16 protein-coding genes are annotated in these 18,993 nt (G+C 74.0%); 10 read left to right on the forward strand and 6 right to left on the reverse strand.

Features of this window, described 5'->3' with window-relative positions:
* Positions 1 to 117: 117 nt before the first annotated feature.
* A complete protein-coding gene (locus IE95_RS0112490) occupies positions 118 to 1,599 on the reverse strand; it encodes a leucyl aminopeptidase family protein (protein WP_036571976.1) in 1,482 nt (493 codons plus the stop codon).
* 98 nt (positions 1,600 to 1,697) lie between these two features.
* Positions 1,698 to 3,539 carry an SLC13 family permease gene (locus IE95_RS0112495; protein WP_030151959.1) on the reverse strand — a complete coding sequence of 614 codons (1,842 nt, stop codon included), beginning with the start codon at positions 3,537 to 3,539 and terminating at the stop codon, positions 1,698 to 1,700.
* Positions 3,540 to 3,741: 202 nt separating this feature from the next.
* On the opposite strand from IE95_RS0112495, the gene IE95_RS0112500 reads away from it, so the two are divergent.
* The 8 genes from IE95_RS0112500 to IE95_RS0112535 all read left to right on the forward strand — a co-directional run bounded on the left by IE95_RS0112500 (position 3,742) and on the right by IE95_RS0112535 (position 11,638).
* Complete coding sequence (locus IE95_RS0112500) at positions 3,742 to 4,722, forward strand: ABC transporter ATP-binding protein (RefSeq protein WP_051703062.1); 981 nt, start codon at positions 3,742 to 3,744, stop codon at positions 4,720 to 4,722.
* Positions 4,719 to 5,570, forward strand: a complete 852-nt coding sequence (locus tag IE95_RS0112505; RefSeq protein WP_030151961.1) for an ABC transporter permease — start codon at positions 4,719 to 4,721, stop codon at positions 5,568 to 5,570. The genes IE95_RS0112500 and IE95_RS0112505 overlap by 4 nt, the downstream gene beginning before the upstream one ends.
* Entirely contained in the window at positions 5,557 to 6,915 is a 1,359-nt protein-coding gene (locus IE95_RS0112510; RefSeq protein WP_240666400.1) for a sensor histidine kinase, read from the forward strand. The genes IE95_RS0112505 and IE95_RS0112510 overlap by 14 nt, the downstream gene beginning before the upstream one ends.
* Positions 6,916 to 6,995: 80 nt before the next feature.
* Positions 6,996 to 7,631: a response regulator gene (locus IE95_RS0112515; protein ID WP_030151963.1), complete on the forward strand. Its 636-nt coding sequence runs from the start codon at positions 6,996 to 6,998 to the stop codon at positions 7,629 to 7,631.
* Positions 7,632 to 7,729: 98 nt separating this feature from the next.
* Entirely contained in the window at positions 7,730 to 8,800 is a 1,071-nt protein-coding gene (locus tag IE95_RS0112520; RefSeq protein ID WP_051703063.1) for an adenosine deaminase, read from the forward strand.
* 122 nt (positions 8,801 to 8,922) lie between these two features.
* Complete coding sequence (locus IE95_RS0112525) at positions 8,923 to 9,369, forward strand: hypothetical protein (RefSeq protein ID WP_129429414.1); 447 nt, start codon at positions 8,923 to 8,925, stop codon at positions 9,367 to 9,369.
* Positions 9,369 to 10,973 carry a sensor histidine kinase gene (locus IE95_RS0112530; RefSeq protein WP_084690213.1) on the forward strand — a complete coding sequence of 535 codons (1,605 nt, stop codon included), beginning with the start codon at positions 9,369 to 9,371 and terminating at the stop codon, positions 10,971 to 10,973. Before IE95_RS0112525 ends, IE95_RS0112530 begins: the two co-directional genes overlap by 1 nt.
* Complete coding sequence (locus IE95_RS0112535; protein WP_030151967.1) at positions 10,970 to 11,638, forward strand: response regulator transcription factor; 669 nt, start codon at positions 10,970 to 10,972, stop codon at positions 11,636 to 11,638. Before IE95_RS0112530 ends, IE95_RS0112535 begins: the two co-directional genes overlap by 4 nt.
* A gap of 154 nt (positions 11,639 to 11,792) precedes the next feature.
* Here IE95_RS0112535 and IE95_RS21270 read toward each other — a convergent pair whose 3' ends face one another.
* Positions 11,793 to 13,073 (reverse strand): phosphotransferase family protein, encoded by a 1,281-nt coding sequence (locus IE95_RS21270; RefSeq protein ID WP_030151968.1) that lies wholly within the window; start codon positions 13,071 to 13,073, stop codon positions 11,793 to 11,795.
* Between the two features lie 104 nt (positions 13,074 to 13,177).
* Between IE95_RS21270 and IE95_RS0112545 the strand changes: the two genes are divergently transcribed.
* Positions 13,178 to 13,594: a GntR family transcriptional regulator gene (locus IE95_RS0112545; RefSeq protein WP_051703064.1), complete on the forward strand. Its 417-nt coding sequence runs from the start codon at positions 13,178 to 13,180 to the stop codon at positions 13,592 to 13,594.
* A 198-nt stretch (positions 13,595 to 13,792) separates the two neighbouring features.
* Complete coding sequence (locus IE95_RS0112550) at positions 13,793 to 14,695, forward strand: L,D-transpeptidase family protein (protein WP_030151970.1); 903 nt, start codon at positions 13,793 to 13,795, stop codon at positions 14,693 to 14,695.
* Positions 14,696 to 14,798: 103 nt separating this feature from the next.
* Here IE95_RS0112550 and IE95_RS0112555 read toward each other — a convergent pair whose 3' ends face one another.
* The 3 genes from IE95_RS0112555 to IE95_RS0112565 are packed head-to-tail and all read right to left on the reverse strand — an operon-like array spanning position 14,799 to position 18,887.
* A complete protein-coding gene (locus IE95_RS0112555; RefSeq protein ID WP_084690215.1) occupies positions 14,799 to 16,016 on the reverse strand; it encodes a UDP-N-acetylmuramate dehydrogenase in 1,218 nt (405 codons plus the stop codon).
* 58 nt (positions 16,017 to 16,074) lie between these two features.
* On the reverse strand, positions 16,075 to 17,382 hold the full coding sequence (locus IE95_RS0112560) for an MFS transporter (protein WP_036571962.1): 1,308 nt from the start codon (positions 17,380 to 17,382) through the stop codon (positions 16,075 to 16,077).
* Positions 17,379 to 18,887, reverse strand: coding sequence for an MFS transporter (locus IE95_RS0112565; RefSeq protein ID WP_240666399.1), 1,509 nt, complete (start codon positions 18,885 to 18,887; stop codon positions 17,379 to 17,381). The genes IE95_RS0112560 and IE95_RS0112565 overlap by 4 nt, the downstream gene beginning before the upstream one ends.
* Positions 18,888 to 18,993 lie beyond the last annotated feature (106 nt).

Raw genomic sequence — 18,993 nt, forward strand, 5'->3', positions numbered from 1 at the left:
TGCGTCGTCGGGCCCGCGTCACCACGCCCCCGGGCCGTCTCGGGCGGCGCGCCGAGGACACCAGGAGAGGCCGGTCGCTCGCCGTGCGAGCGACCGGCCTCTCCTGTGCACGGGAACCTACGCGACCGGCGCCCTGAAAGCGCCCGCGAGCTCGGCGAGCAGGCGCGCCCCGAAGCCCGTGGCGCCCTTGGTCCAGACCGCGTCGTCGGAGTCCGACTTCATGGTGCCGGCGATGTCGAGATGGGCCCACGACACCTCGCCCGCCCACTCCGCGAGGAACAGCGCCGCGGTGGTGGCCCCCGCGAACTCGCCGCCCAGGTTCTTGACGTCCGCGACGTCCGAGTCGAGCTGGGGCCGGTAGCGGTGCTCGAGCGGGAGGCGCCAGACGCGCTCGTCGGTCGCGACCGACGCCGCCTCGACCTGGGCGGCCAGCGCGTCGTCGTTGCCGAAGAGCGCGGCCCGTGCCGTGCCGAGAGCCGCGAGCGCCGCACCCGTGAGGGTCGCGATGTCGACGATCGCGTCGACCCCGTCCTCGACCGCGAGCGCGATGGCGTCGGCCATCACGAGACGGCCCTCCGCGTCGGTGTTGACGACCTCGATCGTGCGGCCGCTGCGCGTCGTGAGGACGTCGCCCAGCTTCGTCGCACTCCCCGAGGGCATGTTGTCGGTGCACGCGAGGTACGCCGTGACGGTCGTGCCCACTCCCAGGTCCTTGAGCACCGACAGAGCCGCGAGCGCCGCCCCGGCCCCGGACATGTCCATCTTCATGGCCGCGTGCATCGCGTTCGAGGGCTTGAGGCTGATGCCGCCCGAGTCGTAGGTGATGCCCTTGCCGACGAGGGCGAGGTGTCCGTCGCCGCCGCGGTACGTCAGCTTGACGAGCCGGGGCTCGACGACGCTGCCCGCGTTGACCCCGAGGAGGCCACCGCAGCCCATCTCCGTCAGCGCGGCCCTGTCGAAGACCTCGACCTCGAGGCCGTTCGCAGCCCCCAGGCGCACCGCGACGTCCGCCAGGTCGGGGGCCGTGAGGTAGCCCGCCGGGGTGTTCGCGAGGTCGCGCGAGACGAGGGCCGCGCGCGCCAGGACGAGTCCGCGCCGCGCACCAGCGAGCGCCACGGCCTCGTCTCCGCCCGTGACCAGGACGACGGCCGTGACCGGCACCGTCGCGGGCTCGGTGCGGAGCTGGTCGTAGCGGTAGCGCCCAAGCAGGACCCCCTCGACGACCGCGCTCGCGACCGCCCCGAGGTCGAGCCGCTCGGTGCCCGTGAGCGAGACGGACACGACCGTGTCGCGTGCGACCGCCCGGGCGTGGTGGGCCGCGGCGTCTCGGACCGCGGCGACGTCGAGCCGGTCGGCCGGACCGGCGCCGACCGCGACCACGTCGACCCCCGCCGACGGCCGGGCGAGGGTCTGCCCCGCGCGCCCCGTGAACCCCCAGCGGGCGAGCTCGTCCCGATCAGCGCCGACCGCGGCCGGGACGTCACCGTCCGAGGTCACCAGGACCCCGGTCACGGACCCTGCCGGGACTGCGTTCACGGACACCTCCACGGCACGGACGGCCGTGTCGGACGGGATCGGGTCGAAGGGTGCGTCACCCATGGCGTACTCCATCTCTCGGGCCACGGCCGGTGCCGGGGCTGGTGCGGTGCGTGCGGTGTGCGTGCGGTGTGCGTGCGGTGCGGGACGTCCGGAGGGGCCTACGGTCGCCAGATCAGGGGGACGAGGAACACGGCGACCACCAGGTAGACCCCCATGACGGGCAGGCCGAGCTTCCAGTAGTCGCCGAACCGGTAGCCGCCAGGCTCCATGACCATCATGTTGCCGGGCGTCGCCACGGGTGTCAGGAGCGCCGCGGCGGACGCGACCGCGACGCACATCACGAGCGGTACCGGCGAGATCCCGAGCTCGAGCGCGACCGACCCCACGACGGGGATCATGACCAGGGCCGTGGCCATGTTGCTGATGAGCTGTCCGAGCACCGCGCACAGCACGAAGATGCCCAGCAGCAGGAGCGTCAGCCCACCGCTGCCGACCACGTCGATCAGCGCGGTCGCGACGATCTCGGCGGCGCCGGTCTGCGTGATCGCGGTCGAGAGCGGGATCATGCCCGCCACGAGGATCACCGTCGTGAGGGAGATCGAACGCTGCGCCTGACGGGTCGTGACGACGCGCAGCAGGACCATCGCGATCGCGGCACCCACCGCGGTGACCGCGGCCGGCAGCACGTCCGTCGCGAGCGCCGCCACCATGAGGACGAGCACCACGACGGCCGGCACGGCACGGCGCCCGAGCGGCGCGGCCTGGCGTCGGATCGAGTCCGGGGTGTCGACCACCAGCACGTCGGGGTCGTCGGTGTGGCGGTCGAGCGCGTCCCACGTCCCCTGCAGGAGCAGCGCGTCTCCAGCGCGCAGCGTGACCTCCTGGTCGCGCGGGTCGGCCGCGGGCCGGTTCTCCCCCTCGTCGACCGGGTCGAGGACCTCCCCGAGCCGCTGCACGGCCAGCACGACGAGCTCGCCCGAGTCCGTGACCATGCCCGGGAAGACTCGCTCGCCGATCAGGCCCGAGCGCGGGCGCACGATCACCTCGGCGACCCCGTGCTCGCGGGAGACGAGCCCGCAGGCGACCTCCTCGCCGTCGGGCCCCGCGGGGGCGACCAGGCCGGCCGCGGCCGCGAACTCGGCGATCCCCGGGCGTCCCCCGCGCACCACGAGCCGACCGCCCGCCACGACCTGCGACGACGGGCGCCCCGACCGGTCCTGCACCGCGACCGCGTGCACCGAGCGGTCCCCCGTGTCGATCGCGTCGGCCGCGACCCCGACGAGGCGGGAGCCCGCAGGCACGGTCAGGCGAACGATGCTGCCGGCCGGCGCGTAGTCGCGCAGCAGGTCGGTGGGCAGGCCCGCCAGGTCTCGCGAGAGCGAACGCACGCTGCGGTGCGGCAGCAGGCGGGGGCCCCACAGCACGCAGACCAGGATCGTCCCGACGAGCAGCGGGACGCCCACGAGCGCGAACTCGAAGAACCCCAGGCCCGTGCCCGTCTCCTCGAGGGCCGTCGCCGAGACGATCACGTTGACGGGCGTGCCCGTCAGCATCAGGAGCGACCCGGCGTGCGCACCGAACGCCAGAGGCATGAGGAGCTGCGAGGGCGAGCGGCCGAGCCGCGTCGAGAGGACCACGACCATGGGGAACAGGGCTGCGACCGCACCGTTGGGCGTGACGAGGGCGGACAGCACCGCCGAGAGCACCAGCATGAGGACCATGAGTCGCGCAGGGCTCGTCCCCGCCCGGTCGATCAGCTGCTGCCCGGCCCACACCGTGATGCCCGCGGCGTCGAGCGCCTCGGCCACGACGAAGAGCGCGGCGATGAGGATCACGGTCGGGGTGCCGAAGCCCGCGAGCGCCTCCTCGACCGTGAGGACGCCCGTGAGATGGAGCGAGAGCGCGACCGCGAGCGCCACGACGCCGACCGGCAGCCTGTTCCACACGAAGAGGACCACCGCTGCGCCCAGGACGGTCAGCGTGATCGCGGCGTCGCTCATGCGGCTGACAGTAGTGGACCCTCGGCAGGCCTTCGCGGCGGGCGGATCGTCACCGCGGGTGTGTCGTCCGGTCACCCTCGGCGGGCGGTTGCGTCACCCTCGGCGGGCGGTTGCGTCACCCTCGGCGTCCACCGGTCGGTGGACCCCACGTCCCCCCGACCGGTCGTCGCGCCGCACGGGCCCCGCCGACCAGGGTGGAACCATGAGCGCAGACAGGACACCTCCCCGAGCAGGAACGAGCGCCCCGGCCATCGAGGTCCGGGGGCTCTCCAAGCGGTACGTGCAGCGCGGCGGCGTCGTGAAGCAGGCCGTCGACGGCCTCGACCTCACGGTCGAGCGCGGCGAGATCTTCGCGGTCCTCGGCCCCAACGGTGCGGGCAAGACCACGACGGTCGAGATCCTCGAGGGCTTCCGCAAGCGCGACGGCGGCCAGGTCCAGGTCCTGGGCGAGGACCCGGCGCTCGCCGGGCGGGCGTGGCGCAGCCGCATCGGCGTCGTGCTGCAGGACTCGCGCGACCAGGCCGAGCTCACGGTGCGCGAGCTCGTGCGCCACTTCGCGACGTTCTACCCGGCTCCGCGCGACCCCGAGGAGGTGATCGTCGCCGTCGGGCTCGAGGAGAAGGCCTCCACCCGGGCGCGCCAGCTCTCGGGCGGGCAGCGGCGCCGCCTCGACGTCGCGCTCGGGATCGTGGGCGACCCCGAGCTGCTGTTCCTCGACGAGCCTACGACCGGGTTCGACCCGCAGGCCCGCCGCAGCTTCTGGGACCTCGTCCTGGCCCTGCGCGAGGGCGGCACCACGATCCTCCTGACGACCCACTACCTCGACGAGGCCGCGCACCTGGCCGACCGTGCCGCCGTCGTGCGCGACGGGAAGGTCGTCGCCCTCGGGGCGCCGGCCGACCTGGGCGGGCCGGGAGCGCTGCGCCCCGTCGTGCGCTGGGAGTCCGACGGCGTCACGCACGTCGAGCGGACCGACCACCCGACCGCGCTCGTCACCTCGCTCGCGGCCCGCCTGGCCGGACCCGACGGCGAGGTGCCCGGCCTGCGGGTGCTCCAGCCGAGCCTCGAGGACGTGTACCTCGAGCTCATCGGCGACTCCCCTACGGACTCGTCCGCCCCTGCACCGCCCGACCCGTCGCCCCACGCCGCCGACGCGGCCGTCACCGAGGAGGCCTCCCGATGAGCGCCCAGACCGCCACCCGTGCCCAGCCCGCCGGCCGCTCCTTGCCCAGCACCGCGAACCTCGCGCTGCGGCGCACCTGGGTCGAGCTCCTCGCGTTCCTGCGCGAGCGCGAGGCCGTGATCTTCATCCTGGCGTACCCGCTGATCATGATGGCGATCTTCTCGACCGTGTTCGGCCAGGACGACCAGGGGAGCGCCGCGGGGTCCGTGCCGTTCCCGCAGTACTTCCTGCCCGGCATGGTCGCCACGGGCGTCATGCTCACGAGCTTCCAGAACCTCGCGATCTCGATCACGGTCGAGCGCGACGACGGGACGCTCAAGCGCCTGCGCGCCACGCCCCTGCCCGCGACCGCGTACTTCCTGGGGAAGGTCGGGCAGGTCCTGATCATCACCACGGTCCAGACCGCGGCGCTGCTGGTGCTCGCCGCCACGGCGTTCGACGTCCCGATGCCGACCACCGCCGCCACCTGGGCCACGTTCGCATGGGTGTTCGTGCTCGGCACCGCCACCGGCTCCGTCCTGGGCGTCGCGTTCTCCTCGGTCCCCCGGTCGGGCAAGTCCGTGACGGCGGTCGTGACCCCGATCGTCCTGGTCCTGCAGTTCATCTCGGGCGTGTTCTTCGCGTTCTTCGCCCTCCCGTCGTGGATGCAGCAGGTCGCGTCCCTTTTCCCGCTCAAGTGGCTCGCGCAGGGCATGCGCTCGGTCTTCCTGCCGCCCGAGGCCGCCGCGCTCGAGGTGAGCGGGTCGTGGCAGCACGGCGCGACGGCTGCTGTACTGGTGGCGTGGCTCGTCGTGGGCCTCGTGGTGGGGGTCCGGACGTTCAGGTGGAGGCGGCGTGACGACGGCTGAGAGCCCGCTGGGAGAGCCCGGCGCGGGCGGGCCCGACGCGGCCGCCCCTGACGTGGCAGGGCCGCAGGCCGTCTCCGCGTCGGGTTCTGCGCTCGGCCGGTTCGAGGAGTCCTGGGACCGGGTGGTGGTCTGGTGGGACGTCGGGTTCTACGTCGTCGTGCTGCTCAGCGCGCTGGCCGTCTTCCTGTCCGGGGTCGAGCCCGACGAGCTGGTGCCCGCCCTCGCTGCCATCGCCGTGATCCTGCTCGCGTACACCTTCCTGGGACGGCGGGCCGCCAGGAACCGGGACCAGCGCCTGGCCGTCTCCTACCTGCTGATCCTGATCGTCGCGACCGACCTCGCCGTGGTCCACAACCACCTCGGGACGTTCCTGCTGTTCGGCGCGTTCACCCAGATCTGGATGCTCTCGGAGCGCCGGTGGGTCAGCCTCGTGCTCTCGACCCTGCTCGCGGTCGGCACGACCCTCGCGCTCACAGCCGCGTCCGGGTTCTCCCGCGAGGCCCTCACGAGGGCCGCACCGCAGATGGGGGTCGCGCTCGCCTTCTCGATCCTGCTCGGGATCTGGGTCGGCCAGACGATGCTCCAGACGGCACGCCACGCCCAGCTCGTCGACGACCTCCACGCCGCGCAGGCCGAGCTCGGGACCGTGCACCACGCGGCCGGGGTCGCGGCCGAGCGCGAGCGCATGGCCCGCGAGATCCACGACACCCTCGCGCAGGGGTTCACGAGCGTCGTCATGCTCGCGCAGGCTGCGAGCGCCGACCTGGACCGGGCGGACACCGCTGCGGCCCGGGACCGGCTCGCGCTCGTCGAGACCACGGCGCGCGACAACCTGGCCGAGGCCCGGTCCCTCGTCACGGCGTTCGCTCCGCTGCCGTTGCAGGGCGCCACGCTCGTCGAGGCGGTCGAGCGCCTCGCGGCCCGCTTCGAGGACGAGTCCGGGGTCGCGGTCACGCTCCGGCTGTCGGCCGTGCCGGGGCTGGGCAGCGCCGAGGACGTGGTCCTGCTGCGGTCCGCCCAGGAGGCCCTGGCGAACGTGCGCCGGCACGCGCAGGCGAGCTGCGTCGTCGTCTCACTGGGGCCTGGCCGCCCGGAGGGCACCGTGCCCGACGGCGCCACGGTCGTCCTCGAGGTCACGGACGACGGTCGGGGGCTGGGACCGGGCGTCGTGGAAGGCTTCGGTCTGCGGGGCATGCGTGAACGCGTCGCCGCGGGCGACGGCACGGTACGGGTCGTGTCACCGCCTGGGGGTGGGACGAGCGTCCGGGTCGAGCTGCCCGTGCCCGCCGACCACCCGGCCGACGCCCCGCCCCAGCCAGCCTCTCTCCCCCGGAGCCGAACGTGACCTCGCCCACCGACCGTCCTGTCCCCGCCGCCCGCCGGGCGAGCGCCACCACGGGGACCGGTGCGCCGTCGTCGGCTCCCCTGGTGCGGGTCCTCGTGGTCGACGACCACCCCGTGGTGCGTTCGGGGCTCGTCGGGATGCTCACGGCCGAGCCGGACCTCGTCGTCGTCGGCGAGGCGGGCGACGGCCGCGCGGGTGTGACCCTCGCGCGCGAGCTGGGACCCGACGTCGTGCTCATGGACCTGCGCATGCCCGTCCTCGACGGTGTGGGCGCGACGACCGAGATCCTCGCCTCCCCTGCACCAGGGGCGAGGCGACCGCGCGTCGTCGTGCTCACGACGTACGAGACCGACACCGACATCCTGCGCGCCGTCGAGGCCGGCGCGACGGGCTACCTGCTCAAGGACACCCCGCGTGACGTGCTCGTCGCGGGCATCCGTGCGGCAGCCCGCGGTGAGACGGTCCTCGCGCCCACGGTCGCGACGCGGCTCGTCACGACCGTGCGGGGCGCGGGCGAGCGCCTGACGGCGCGCGAGTCCCAGGTCCTGGCCCTCGTCGCACGCGGGCTGAGCAACCCCGCGATCGGGCGCGAGCTCTTCATCTCCGAGGCCACGGTCAAGACGCACCTGCTGCGGGCGTTCGCCAAGCTCGGGGTCGACGACCGCACGCGCGCTGTCACGGTCGCGATGGAACGGGGCATCCTGCCGGGAGCGTGACCTCCCCTGGTCCGGCCGGGCCGCGGGCCGGACCCGTGAGCGGACCGGCCGCCGGACCGGGCCCTCGACCGGTGACGGCGGGGTGCGAGACTGCCTCTGTGCGTGATCTGGCGAAGCTCCCCAAGGCCCACCTCCACCTGCACTTCACCGGTTCCATGCGACCGGCGACGCTGCACGACCTCGCCGCGCAGTACGGCGTACGGCTCCCGTCGGCCCTGCTCGACGGCGACCCTTTGCGCCTGCCCGCGACCGAGCGCGGCTGGTTCCGGTTCCAGCGCCTGTACGACGCGGCGCGCGCCTGCGTGCGCTCCGAGGCCGACATGCGCCGGATCGTGCTCGAGGCCGCGCAGGACGACGCCGCCGAGGGGTCGGGCCGCCTCGAGATCCAGGTCGACCCCACGTCGTACGCGCCCTTCGTGGGCGGCATCTCGCCCGCCGTGGAGATCGTGCTCGACGCGGCGCGCGAGGCCAGCGCGGCGACCGGGACGGAGGTCGGCGTGATCGTCGCGGCGTCGCGCATGCGCCACCCGCTCGACGCTCGGACACTCGCGCGCCTCGCGGCCCAGTACGTGGGCGACGGGCCGGGTGAGGTCCTGGGCTTCGGGCTGAGCAACGACGAACGGCGCGGCGACACCGCTGCCTTCGCCCCGGCGTTCGCGATCGCACGCCGGGCGGGCCTCGCGCTCGTGCCGCACGGGGGCGAGCTGCTCGGCCCCGACCACGTGACCGAGGTGCTCTCCGACCTCGCGCCCGACCGGATCGGGCACGGGGTGCGCTCGGTCGAGGACCCGCGGGTCCTGGAGCAGGTCGTCGAGCGCGGGGTCGCGCTCGAGGTGTGCCCCGCCTCGAACGTGTCCCTCGGGGTGTACGACGACGGCGCGCAGGTCCCGCTCGGAGCGCTCGTCGACGCGGGGGCCCAGGTCGCGCTCGGTGCCGACGACCCGTTGCTCTTCGGCTCGCGGCTCGTCGACCAGTACGAGTCCGCGCGGACCGAGCACGGGTTCTCCGACGAGGAGCTCGCCGACCTGGCCCGGTCCTCGATCCGTGCGAGCCGCGCCGGGGCGGCCACGCGGGCACGGCTGCTCACGGGCGTCGACGCGTGGCTCGCGGAGGCCCCCGTCGCGCCGTCAGACGGTCACGTCGCCCGAGGCGGGCGGCCGGGTCGGTGACCCGAGGGGGCGAGGGCCGGCCCGCCGACGGGGCCGTCGACCGTGCGGCTGGCGCGGATGGCACGGCTGCGGGTGACTCACGCTCTCATCCGTCTCTCATGCGTGCCCGGGATACTCGCGCCATGCGACGGACGACGGTGTGGGTGATCACGCTCGTGCTGGTCGCACTCGGCGCCGGCGCGGGAGCCGTCGTCCTCGTCTCCGCGAGCCCCCCGGACCGTGACCTGCGGGGGCTCGTCGTCCTCACCCCCGCACCCACCCCTGAGGAGACCGTGCTGCCGTCCCCGGCTCCCGCACCGCCCCCCGACGAGACCGGCGACGCGCCGGACGACGGCGACGGCGACGGCGGTGACGTCGGCAGCGAGAACGAGCCGGCGCCGCCGAGCCCGCCGCTCGTCCCCGTCCAGCCGGCCCCGCCGCGCAACGGGACGGACACGGTCGGCAACGCCCCCGAACAGCCCTACGACGACGGCATGTACCACCCGGGCGACCAGTACGACGACGGCATGTACCGCCCGTCCGACGAGTACGACGACGGCATGTGGACCCCAGACACAGGGAACGGATGATGGCGCAGCACACACGGGGCACCGAGACCGCGCCACGCCGGGCGCCCTCCCGGCTCCAGACGGTCCGCGCCCGGATCCTCGGGGCGGTCCTCGCCCTGGCCGCGCTCGGCCTGATCATCGCGGGCGGGGTCGCCTACACGGCCCAGCGCGCGCACGTGGACGACCGCATGGACCAGTCGCTCATGCGGTCGCTCGAGGAGTTCGAGGCACTCGCCCACGACGGTGTGCACCCCGCGACCGGCGAGCGCTTCACGTCGTCGGACGACCTCGTGAACACCGCGATGCGGCAGACCGTCCCGGCCCCGCACGAGGGCATGGTCGGGTTCCGCGGTGGGCGCGCCCTGTGGATCGCCGCGACCCCCGTGCCCCTGCGGCTCGAGGACGACGAGGCCCTCATGGACGCGCTCGAACCCCTCACGACCGGGCAGGACGTGGTGCTGCGCGAGATCACGACGCCGCGCACGAGCTACCGGGTCCTCGTCGTCCCCGTGACGGACGGCGACGTCCCGTCCGCGCTCGTCCTGGCGTTCGACCGCAGCGCCGAGCACGCCGAGTTCGACCAGGTCTTCCGCACCTACGCGGTCATCGCCGTCGTGGCCCTGCTGCTCATCGCCGGCGTGGGCTGGCTCGTCGCAGGGCGCCTCCTGCGACCCGTGCGGCTCCTGGGGCAGACCGCCCGGCGCATCAGCGACACCCACACGTCCGAACGTATCCCCGTCACAGGCAACGACGACGTCTCGGAGCTCACGCACGCCTTCAACGAGATGCTGGACCGCCTGGCCGCGGCCTTCGACGCCGAGCACGAGCTCCTCGACGACGTCGGGCACGAGCTGCGCACACCGCTGACGATCGTGCGGGGTCACCTCGAGCTCATGGACCCCGACGACCCGGAGGACGCCGCGAGCACGCGCGACCTCGCTCTCGACGAGCTCGACCGGATGCACCGGCTGGTCGACGATCTCATGACCCTCGCCACGGCGGGCAGCCCTGGGTTCGTGCGGCTCGAGGAGACGGACCTCGGTCGCCTCACCGACGACATCCTCGACAAGGCGCGCCTCCTCGGCGACCGCCGCTGGACCGTCGACGCGCGCACCGGGGCCACCGCCCACGTCGACGAGCAGCGCCTCACGCAGGCCTGGTTGCAGCTCGCGTCCAACGCCGTGAAGTTCTCCGCGCCCGGTTCCAGGATCACCCTGGGCTCCTCGGTCCGCGACGGCCGGATCCGCCTGTGGGTTCGCGACGAGGGGATCGGCGTCTCCCCCGACCAGCTCGAACGCATCTTCGTCCGCTTCGCGCAGGCCGAGCGTGAGCCGGCGTTCCGCGACGGCGCAGGGCTCGGCCTCGCGATCGTCAGCGCGATCGCCGGAGGGCACGAGGGGCGGGTCGAGGTCTCCTCGACCCGCGGCTTCGGCTCGACCTTCACGCTCGACCTCCCGCTCGAGCCCGGCCATGCTCCTCCTGTCCCCGAACCCTCCGACCACGGCCGCACCGACGGAGCCCCCGTCGTGCCGGGGTCGCCACTCCTCAGCACGACCGAGGCCCCCCTCACCATGGAGATCCCGGTCATCTCTCGGGCACGTCAGGGTGAAAGGACATCGTTGTGAGCCAGATCCTCGTCGTCGAGGACGAGACCCGGATCTCGTCGTTCGTGACCAAGGGGCTGCGTGCCGCCGGGTACGCGAGCGTGGCCGTGACCACCGGTCGAGAAGGGTACGACCTGGCCCAGACCGGGGAGTACGACCTGATGATCCTCGACCTGGGCCTGCCCGACCAGGACGGATTCACCGTCCTGCGTCGCCTGCGTGCGTCCCGCAGCACGATCCCGGTCATCATCCTCACGGCCCGCTCGTCCGTGACGGACACCGTCGCCGGGCTCGAGGGGGGTGCCGACGACTACATGGTCAAGCCGTTCCGCTTCGAGGAGCTCCTGGCCCGCATCCGGCTGCGTCTGCGGACGGAACCCGCCGGGGAGGTCACGGTGCTCTCGCACGGCTCGCTCAGCCTCGACCTGCGCACCCGTCGGGCCCGCACCGAGGACCGCGAGGTCGACCTGTCCGCCCGCGAGTTCGCGCTGGCCGAGACGTTCCTGCGGAACCCGGGCCAGGTCCTGAGCCGCGAGCAGCTGCTGTCGCGCGTGTGGGGCTACGACTTCGACCCGGGGTCCAACGTCGTCGACGTGTACGTGCGGTACCTGCGCAACAAGCTCGGTGCCGAGCGCGTGGTCACGGTGCGTGGCATGGGCTACCGCCTGGCGGACCCTGCGGCCTGACCCTGCTGGACCGACGAGAGGGCGGAGGCCCGTGTGCCTCCGCCCTCTCACGTACGGTCGGTGACGCGCCGACCGCCGAGTCGCCCCGCCGGGCGCCTCCCCCAGGGGGTCGGCGCCGACGGGGACGTGTGTGTCGAGACCGGCCGCTGCGCGCTCACCGTGCGAGGGCTCCCAGGCGGGTCTCGGCTCCCGCGAGGAGGTCCTCGGCGACGCCGAGCCATGCCTCCGCGAGCGCCTCGCGGGGAGCGCCCGGCAGGAGCGACAGGACGACGCCGGCGCTGCGCGCACGCAGCCCGACCGGGTCGGTGGCCTCGCCGAACACGGCCAGGCAGCGGTCGACCAGGCCCTGGACTCCCGGGTAGACCTGGGGTGCGAGGGTCTCGAGGACCGCGAGGTGGCCCGTCATGCACGCCAGGTCGTCGATGCGGTGGCCAGGGCCCAGGGTGTCGACGTCCAGGACCGCGGCGACGCGGCGGCACCCGGCTCCGCCGACGAGCAGGACGTTGGCCTCGTAGAAGTCGCCGTGCGTCGCGACAACGGGTCCGGGGTCGCGGTCGGCCACGATCCGACGCAGGGAGCGTTCGAGGGCTTCGATGCGCCCGGCATGGCCAGGCAGCCTCCCGACGGCGGCGCGGGCGTAGTGCTCGGACCGCTCGGCCCACGCGGCTCGGCGCTCGAGCAGGACCGCGTCCTGCGGGAGTGCGACGAGGGCGCGAAGGAGCTCGTGCGGGTCGATCGTCAGGGGCTGGTCGTGCCGCGGGGTGGACGCGATCGCCGAGGCCAGCGTCTCCTCGGGGCGTGCGGCGAGCACGAGGATCCCCTCGCCGAGCGAGGCGAGCACGCGCGGGGCCGCTGGCGGTGCCGACAGCACGTAGCCCATGGGTGCTGCCTCCGCGACGAGGAAGAGGTCGTGGCGGATGCGGAGGTCCGTGACACGGTCCGGGCGGACCACCTTGAGGTAGACGTCACCGTCGGTGGTGCGTGCACGGAGCACCGCGCGTCGCAGCGGACGGTAGGTCACGAGGTCGATGCCCAGGACGAGGGGCGCGTGCGGGTCGAGCGAGCGCCACCGGTCGGTGAGCACCGCGGGGTCGCAGGCCGTCGCCAGACCGGGGAGCAGCGGGTCCACGGGGTGGCGCCACACGTGGACGGTCTGCTCTCCGTCCACGAGGCGCAGGATCCCGCGCCGCTCGACGACGTCCGGGGGAAGGTCCGCGGTCGTCGCCACGAGGTACTCGGGGCGACCGGGCGGGGTGCGGGCGCCGTCGGCCTCGCCACGGACCGTGACCTCGTACCCCACGCTCACCTCGGCGCCGGGGCGAGCGTGCACCTGGTGCACGCGCCACGATCCGAGGGTCACGTGGTCGATCGCGAGGGCTGCCTCCAGGAGGTCACCTGCCCGGGGGCCGGTGAGGAGCTGCGCGACGGTGTCCATGGGAGCAAGAAGACCGTCCGGGGGTGATGCGCACATGAGGACTGCGTGAGAGTCCTCTCACGCAACCGTTGACACCGGCCGCAGCGCCCTGTCATTGTATCGGCATGGTGACACAAACCCCTGGTGCTGTCGGCGAGCCCCTGGGCGGAGGGCTGCACCTCGAGATCGACCTCGCCTCGGGCGTGCCGCCGTACGAGCAGATCCGGTCGCAGATCGTCGCGCACGTCGCGTCCGAGCGTCTCCTCGTCGGCGACCGCCTCCCGACGATCCGTGCGCTCGCTGCCGACCTCGGGCTCGCGGCGGGCACCGTCGCGCGCGCCTACCGCGAGCTCGAGGCGGCGGGCGTCACCACGACGAACCGGCGCGCGGGAACGGTCGTGTCCGACGGCGTGGCACCCACCGACGTCGTCGCGCGGCAGGCCGCACGGGCCTTCGTGGCGTCCGTGCGCGAGGCAGGCCTGGACGACGACGCGATCCTCGTCCTCGTGCGCGGGGAGCTCCTGCGGCGGCACGGCGACTGAGGCGAGCGGGCCCCGACGGCAGCCCGACGGGCCGGCCAGACGGCGGCTCCGGGGTCGGCACCTCGCACCGGGGCAGCACCTCTCCTGCCTCACAACGATTCCACAACCCCTCGCCCCTGAGCACGCCACACCCCGCGCCCCCGTGGGACCGTGGTCACAGCGGGTTCGCGGAGGACCCCACGTCGAGGGGGAACGTGCATGAGGGATCGATCGACCAGGAGGACCTGGGCCGCCGCGACGGCCGCGCTGCTCGCGATGCTGCTCGTCAGCGGGTGCGACGCGCTCGGACCGCGGGTCGACGGCGGGCCGGGAGCGGCGGCGTCGGCGTCCCCGGACTCCTCCCCGCGCGCGACGCCAAGACCCACGGCGACACCGAGCGTGTCGCCCTCGCCGTCCCCCGAGGTCGCTGCCCCGCCCCCGACGGTCGATCCCGCGCCGCCCGCGGCGGTCGAGCCGCCCGTCGAACCCCCGCCCGTCGAGCCCGCCCCCGACCCGGCGACCGTCGAGCTCGTGCGCGGGAGCACGGGGGAACGTGTCACGGCGCTCCAGCAGCGGCTCGTCGACCTGGGCTACTGGGGAGCCGCCCCTGACGGCGACTTCGGCCCCGGCACCCAGCAGGCCGTGTGGGCGCTGCAGAAGGCTGCGGGCATCAGCCGGGACGGCCGCGTGGGTCCTGTGACGCAGGCTGCGCTCGACCAGGGCGTCCGGCCCACGGCGCGGAGCACGTCGGGCCACGTCCTCGAGATCGACATCGACCGCCAGCTCGTCCTGGCGGTCGACGACGGGCACGTCACCCGGGTCTTCAACGCGTCCTCGGGCAACGGTGAGCGCTACGAGGCCAAGGGCAGGACGTACACGGCCCGGACGCCTCGAGGCACGTTCCAGGTGGGTCGCCAGGTCGACGCGAGCTACGAGTCGTCGCTCGAGCTCGGCAGCATGTGGCGGCCCAAGTTCTTCACGGGCGGCATCGCGGTGCACGGCTCCGGCTCGGTGCCGCCGAGCCCCGCGTCGCACGGGTGCGTGCGCGTCACGAACGGCGCGATGAACTGGATCTGGGACGCGTGGGGCGCGCCACCGGGCACGACCGTCCTCGTCTACTGAGAGGCCACAGCGGTCCGCGAGGTAGAGGGCCGGCGTCGAGGTAGAGGGCCCGGACCCTCTACCTCGACAGGATCCCTCTACCTCGCGGTGACCGCGCGAGAGCTCAGAGCGCGACGCCCACCAGGACGGGCTCGGGGACGAGCTCGATCCCGTAGGCGTCGAGCACGCCGTCGCGCACGGCCCGTGCGAGCTCGACGACCTCCGCCGCGCTCGCCCCGCCACGGTTGGTGAGCGCGAGCGTGTGCTTGGTCGAGAGCGTCGCGGCGCTCGCCGGACCGTGCACCCCGAAGCCCTTCGTGAAGCCGGCGTGCTCGATGAGCCAGGCCGCCGACGTCTTGACGAGCGTCGGGTCGATCTCGCCCAGGCTCGGGCCGGTCGTGCGGGACGGAAGAGCGGAACGGACCGGGAAGCGCGGCGCCTCGGCTGGGAGCAGGTCGGCCTGGTCGGCGGCGACGACCGGGTTGGTGAAGAACGAGCCCGCGCTCCAGCGGTCGTGGTCGGGGGCAGTGGGGTCGTCGAGCAGCATGCCCTTGCCCCCGCGCAGCTCGAGCACCGCAGCACGCACCTCGGCGCTCGGTGCCCGCTCGCCCACCTGGACGCCCAGTCGGCGCGCGAGCTCGGGGTAGGCGATCGGCGCGGACAGCGTCCCGAGCCGCATCTGGAGGTTGACCTCGAGCACGACGTAGCGCGGGGACGGGTACCAGATGTCGCCGCCCGCGGGCGAGGCGTGCATGGTCCGCTTGAGCAGCGAGGTGCGGTAGCCGAACGCGAGGTCGGTCAGCGGGAGGCTCCGGATCCTCGACTCCGCGCGGTCCCACACGCGCACCGAGGCCACGACCCCGGCGACCTCCTGGCCGTACGCACCGATGTTCTGGACCGGTGCCGCCCCGACCGTGCCGGGGATGCCGGACAGCGCCTCGATCCCGACCCACTCCTGGGCCACGGCCCGCTCCACGAGCTGGTCCCAGTCCTGCCCCGCGGTGACGGTCATGCTCCCGCCGCCGCACGTGTCCTCGGCGTCGATCCGGATCTCAGCACGCACGTCCCGCACCACGACGCCGCCGAAGCCCTCGTCGCTCACGAGCAGGTTGGACCCGCCGCCGATCACGAGGAGCGGCTCGCCGGCGTCGTCGGCCGCGCGGACGGCGTCGACCAGCTCGGCCTCGGTGCGGGCCTCGACGTAGGCGTCCGCGGGGCCGCCGACGCGCAGGGTCGTCAGCTCGGCGAGCGCAGGCCGGTCGAGCGCCTCGCGGGTTCCGGGAGCGCCGCCCTCGGCGACGGCTTCGACGGCGGACACGCGGCGTGCAGGGGTGGCGGTCATGGGTCCAGCGTAGTTCGGTGAGTCTCGTCTCCCGGTGGGCGGGACCTGTTCGCGAGCCTCAGTGCGCCGCAGCGCCCCCGCCGCCCGCGGCCGTCGGGAGCGGCTTGGCCGCGTTGACGACGAGCAGCCCGATCACGAGCGGCACGGCGATGACCAGCAGCGCCGGCCGGTAGCCGCCGACGTGCTCGGCGAGGAACCCGATCAGCGGGGGGCCGACGAAGAAGGCCGAGTACCCGATCGTCGAGACGACGCTGACCCGGACCGCGGCGTGCACGGGGTCGTCCGAGGCCGCGCTCATCCCCACGGGGAAGCCGAGCGCCGCGCCCATGCCCCACAGGACGACGCCGACGAGCGCGACCCACAGGTCGGGCACGAGCGTGAACACGAGGAGGCCCACGAACGCGAGCCCCGCGGAGATGCGCAGCACGGCCACGCGCCCGAAGCGGTCGAGCAACCCGGTGCCGAGCAGCCGCATGCCCGTCATGGCCGTCAGGAAGATCCCGAGCCCCACGGCGCCCATCGCGTCGGACGTGCCGAAGCCGTCGACGACCGCGAGCCCGACCCAATCGTTCGCAGCGCCCTCGGTGAGGGCTGCGGCCAGGACGACGAGGCCGATCAGCAGGGTCCGCGGCTCGCGCCAGGCCGCGAGGGCGCCACGCGCGCCCTTCGCCGAGTGCACGGCGGTCGCGGGGTCCTCGCCCGCGGCGTCGTCCTGAGCCGTGCCCGACGGCGTCGCACCGGTCGCGTGGACGTCGCCCGCGGGCAGGAAGGATCGCACGCACCACACGACGCCCAGGAGGCTGAGGGCGAGCGCGACCGCGAGGTGCCACTGGACGGGCACCTCCGCCAGCGCGGCCAGGGCTCCGACACCGGCCCCCGCCATGGTGCCGAACGAGAAGCCGGCGTGGAAGCGGGGCATGATCGCCTTGCCGAGCCGCTGCTCGACCGCTGCCCCCTCGATGTTCATCGCGGCGTCCCAGACGCCGGTGCCGATCCCGAACAGGAACAGGCCGACCCGCACGACGTCGACCGAGCCCTGGGACACGCCCGTGACGGCCACGACGAGGCCCGCCACGTTGACCGTCGCGAAGATCACGACCGCGCGTGAGGCTCCGACGCGCTGCACGACCATGCCCGAGAGCGGCAGCGCGAGGAGCGAGCCGATCGCGGCGAAGAGCAGCAGGAAGCCCATGCTGCCCTCGGAGAGCCCGAGCGCGTCCCGGACCGCGGGCAGGCGCGAGGCCCAGCTCGCGAAGTTGAACCCGTTGAGGAAGAACACCGCGAAGACGGACCAGGTGGCCGCCTGCACGGCTCGGGCAGCGCTCACGGCGCCCTGGTCGCCCGGGAGCGGCGAGGGGGTGGTCATGCGGAGGTCTCCTCGCGTCGGTGGGAGCTCGGGCTGGTCGGTGCGGGCGGAGCCGTCGGTGCGGAATCGGCGGCGGTGTGCCGTCGGACCGACCGGCGACGGCGGGCCCGCACGGTCGACGCTACCGGGACATTGCTTACCACGTGGTCAGGCTCCGCTCGCTGGACCTCCGAGGAACCGTCCCCCTCCCCGACCGTGCGCACGACGCGACCCGGCCCGGGGACGGGGGCTCCGGCGTCGGGCAGGGGATGCGACGAGGCGCTCGGGGCGAGCGGCGCGACCTTGGCCGAGAGGAGCACGCTGACGACCATCGCGACCACGATGAGCACGAGCGCGTGCCGGGCCCCCATGGTCTCCGCGGCGATGCCGAGCAGCGGCGGCGCGGCGAGCGATGCCATCGACGAGAACGCCGAGACGACCGAGACGCGGCTCGCGGCCTCGAGCGGCTCGTCCGACGCCGCGGCGATACCGATCGGGACTGCGAGCGCCGCGCCCAGGCCCCACGCGAGCACGCCGACCCCGGCCAGCGGCAGGTTCGGGGCGAAGCCGAAGAGCAGCAGGCCGCCGATCGAGGCCACGCCCGAGAAGCGCAGCACGACGACGCGCCCGTAGCGGTCGATGAGGCGCGTCCCCAGCAGGCGCATGACCGTCATGGCCCCGACGAACGCGCCGAACACCACCGCGCCGACGGCCTCGGTCTGCTCGAAGCCGTCGACGACCGCGAGGGACAGCCAGTCGTTCGCGGACCCCTCGGACAGGGCGGCCGCCATGATGACGAGGCCGATCAGCAGGGTGCGTGGCTCGCGCCACGCGCTCAGCGAGGCCCCCAGGCGCACGCGCCGCGAACGCGGGTGCAGGGCGGCCGCGGCCTCGACGCCGTCGGGGCTCGCTTCGCCCAGACGGGCATCGACGCGAGGACCGCGAGGACGCGGCGGCGTCGCGTGGATGAACATCGGGATGCTCACGAGGCGCCAGACCGTCGCGACGACCGCGGTGCCCACGAACTGCACGAGGACCGGGACGTCGCCCGCAGCGCACGCCGCACCGACGAGCGACCCGACGACCGCGCCGATGCTGAAGGCCGCGTGGAACTGCGGCAGGATCGTGCGCCCCGTGCGGCGCTCGACGCTCGCGCTCTCGACGTTCATGGGGACGTTGCCGAGCGAGAAGGCCACACCGTTGAGGAAGATGCCCGCAGCGAGCAGCGCGACCGACCCCGTGGCCGGGCCGACCCCGAGCAGCACGAGCGCCGCGGCGAAGAAGCCCGTCGAGGCGAGCATGGTCGCCTTGCCGCCGAAGCGGTTGACGATCGGGCCGGCCAGCGTGACGGTCATCAGGGCGCCGATCGCGCCGGCGAGCAGCACGAACCCCAGGTCCTTGGGCGTCATGTCGAGCGCGTCGCGGACGGACGGGATGCGGGCGAGCCAGCTCGACATGGTGATGCCGTTGAGCAGGAAGATCCCCAGGAGGGACCAGCGGGCGCGGGAGAGGCCAGGGTCGAGCACGGGTCGAATCGATTCGATTCCTGCGTCGGGAGTGGCCTTCGAAACGATTCGAGACATGGGGTCAATTCTGCGGGTAGTCTGGCCGCGCCGTCAAACACCTTTCCGC

This window comes from Oerskovia turbata, from assembly GCF_000718325.1.
GTDB classification, from domain to species: Bacteria; Actinomycetota; Actinomycetes; order Actinomycetales; family Cellulomonadaceae; genus Oerskovia; species Oerskovia turbata.